Below are 3054 nucleotides of genomic sequence, written 5' to 3' on the forward strand. Positions count from 1 at the left end.
GGCTCACAGTGAGGTCGGCGGCCGACGTCCCCGTCAGGGTCATCGCGCACTGGAGGCCGCAGTAGGCGCAGTGCGTCGCGACGCCCACCCGGCCGGCGGGCGCGCCCCCGCCGGGCGGGGGTGACGGYATTCCGAAGGTCGTCGTCATCGGCGGTAGCGCACCTTCGTCAGGGTGGCGGCGCCGACGTAGAAGAGCGTGAAGACGACGAACGCGGCCGTGGCCGAGTGGCTCGCCCCCTGGTACGACGCGCGCAGGCCGAGGTTGATGAGCACCCCGCCGAGGGCGCCGATCGCGCCGGCGATCCCGATGAGGGCGCCGGCCATCGAGCGGGACCAGGCCGTGCGCTCGATCGCGGGGCCGGGGATCGAGGCGGACTTCGCCTCGAAGAGGGCGGGGATCATCTTGTAGACCGAGCCGTTGCCGACGCCGGAGAGGACGAAGAGCAGGACGAAGCCGCCGATGAGGCCGCCGAGCTGGAGTCCCGTCGCAGCACCGCGGGTCACGTCGTCGGAGTGGGCCGCGAGGGTCACGAGGACGCCTGCCGCCGCCAGACCGGCGAAGGTCCACAGCGTCACGGCCGTGCCGCCACGGCGGTCGGCGAGCCGTCCGCCCCAGACCCGGCTGACCGAGCCGAGGAGGGGGCCGACGAAGGCGATCTGGGCGGCGTGCAGGCTCGCGGTCGCGGCCTGCGCCGGCGTCGGGGCGGCGCCGCCGGTCAGGCCGGCGAGGAAGGTCTGGTTGAGCACCTGCCCGAAGGCGAAGCTGAAACCGATGAACGAGCCGAACGTGCCGATGTAGAGCAGCGAGATGACCCAGGCGTCGGCGTGCCCCAGCACCTCGAGCATCGCCTTGGGGTTGGCCGTCCGGTGGTCGAGGTTGTCCATGAAGACCGCGGCGCCGATGCTCGCCACGGCGAGCAGGACGAGGTAGACGGCACAGACGACCTCGGGTCGGCGGTTGCCCAGCGTCGCGATGACGAGCAGGCCGACGAGCTGGACGACGGGGACGCCGATGTTGCCGCCGCCGGCGTTGAGCCCGAGCGCCCAGCCCTTCATCCGCTGCGGGTAGAAGGCGTTGATGTTCGTCATCGAAGAGGCGAAGTTGCCGCCGCCGAGACCGGCGAGGCCGGCGACGAGCAGGAACGTCGTCAGGGAGTGACCCGGGTTGACCATGAGCCACCAGGTCAGCACCGTCGGGACGAGCAGCGCGAAGCCGCCGACGATGGCCCAGTTGCGGCCGCCGAAGACGGCTGTCGCCATCGTGTAGGGCACCCGCAGGACGGCCCCGACGAGCGTCGGGACGGCGACGAGGACGAACTTGTCGGCGGCGGTGAAGCCGTAGACGGCTTGCGGCATGAAGAGGACCATGACCGACCAGATCGACCAGATGGAGAAGCCGATGTGCTCGGTCGCGACCGACCAGACGAGGTTGCGGCGGGCAACGTCCTTGTTGCCGGTCTCCCACGCTGCGGTGTCCTCCGGGTCCCAGTCGCGGATGACCCGCTTGCGCGGGGCGGTGAGGGTGCGGAGCCGGCTCGGGTGCGCCGCGGTCTCGGTGCTCGCACCGGTCATGCCGGTGGTGGTGCTGGTCGTGCTCACGGGTTCCTCCTCGGGAGGCGGGTGGGGCCGCTGCGAGAGCGTGACGCCCACGCTAGGAAGCCGGTGTTGCACGACGTCCGACCTGCGGTGACACCTCGGTTACATCCCTCTCACGGCCCCCGGGAGCGGCCGTGAGGTCCCGCACGGTGCCCGGACCCCGGCGCCTCACAACCGACCGGAAGAGGCGTGGGACGGGCCGCCGCGTAGGCTCCGGGTCATGACGTCGGCTCCCGACCAGGCTTCGCTCAGCACCCTGTCCGTGGGCACCGCCGGGCCCCGGATCGCCTTCCTCCACGGGCTCTTCGGCCAGGGCCGCAACTGGAACCAGATCGCCAAGGCCGTCAGCGGCCCGGACGGCACGGACGCGCGCTGCCTGCTCGTCGACCTCCCCGACCACGGCCGGTCGCCGTGGTCGCAGGAGTTCTCGCTCGACGCGTACGCGGATGCCGTGGCCGCGACGCTGCGCTCCGCCGGTGACGGGGAAGCTTGGGCGGTCGTCGGCCACTCGCTCGGAGGCAAGGTCGCCATGGTGCTCGCGCTGCGCCACCCGGAGCTCGTCGACCGGCTCGTCGTCGTCGACATCGCGCCCAAGGGCTACGGCTCGCTCGAGCGGTTCGAGGGCTACATCCGCGAGATGCAGGCCCTGCCGCTGGGTGAGCTGACGAGCCGCGGCGACGCCGAGGCCCGGTTCACCGAGCCGGACCCGGGCGTCAAGGCGTTCCTGCTGCAGAACCTGCGCCGTGACGGCCAGTCGTGGCGCTGGCAGGTCAACCTCGACCTCATCGCGGGCGACGCGGCGCTGGGGGTGGACTCACACATCGCGGACTGGCCGGATGCCGTCGACGAGCTCCCGGCATACGACGGCCCCGTGCTGTGGGTCGCCGGCGGCGACTCGCGCTACGTCAAGCGCGAGGACGGCGACCGCATGCGCCGGCACTTCCCGCGGACGCGGCTCTTCACGATCAAGGGCGCCGGCCACTGGGTGCACACCGACGCTCCGGAGATCATCGTGACGGCCCTGCGCCGCTTCCTGCACGCCCCCGCCTGAGGCATCCGCACGACCCGTGGTGCGTATGCCGCGTGCCACCTCGGCGTGTCGTCGGCGTGTCGCCGTGGTGCGCCCACCAACGGTCGTCCGCCGGCCGGCGAGTCAGAGGAGGCGGCGGCCCATGGCCCAGGCGGTCAGCTCGTGCCTGCTGCTGAGCTGGAGCTTGCGCAGCACCGAGCTGACGTGGGTCTCGACGGTCTTGACGGAGATGAAGAGCTCCTTGGCGACCTCCTTGTACTGGTAGCCGCGCGCGATGAGGCGCATCACCTCACGCTCCCGGGCCGAGAGCCGGTCGAGCTCCTCGTCGATCTCGGCGACCTCGCCGGCGGCCGCGCCGAAGGCATCGAGGACGAAGCCGGCGAGGCGCGGGCTGAAGACGGCGTCGCCGTCGGCCACCCGCCCGATCG

3 protein-coding genes are annotated in these 3054 nt (G+C 72.1%); 1 reads left to right on the top strand and 2 read right to left on the bottom strand.

The window, feature by feature from the left end; all coding sequences use genetic code 11:
- Positions 1–144 precede the first annotated feature (144 nt).
- Positions 145–1599 (bottom strand): nitrate/nitrite transporter, encoded by a 1455-nt coding sequence (locus AC1DP0_RS20305; protein ID WP_478088093.1) that lies wholly within the window; start codon positions 1597–1599, stop codon positions 145–147.
- 217 nt (positions 1600–1816) lie between these two features.
- On the opposite strand from AC1DP0_RS20305, the gene AC1DP0_RS20310 reads away from it, so the two are divergent.
- Positions 1817–2647 (top strand): alpha/beta fold hydrolase, encoded by an 831-nt coding sequence (locus tag AC1DP0_RS20310; RefSeq protein ID WP_478088095.1) that lies wholly within the window; start codon positions 1817–1819, stop codon positions 2645–2647.
- A gap of 102 nt (positions 2648–2749) precedes the next feature.
- On the opposite strand, the gene AC1DP0_RS20315 is transcribed toward AC1DP0_RS20310, so the two are convergent.
- Positions 2750–3054: response regulator transcription factor (locus tag AC1DP0_RS20315; protein WP_478088097.1), on the bottom strand; the 305-nt coding region annotated here is incomplete at its 5' end.

It is taken from the genome of Terrabacter sp. P5_B1, assembly GCF_056400505.1.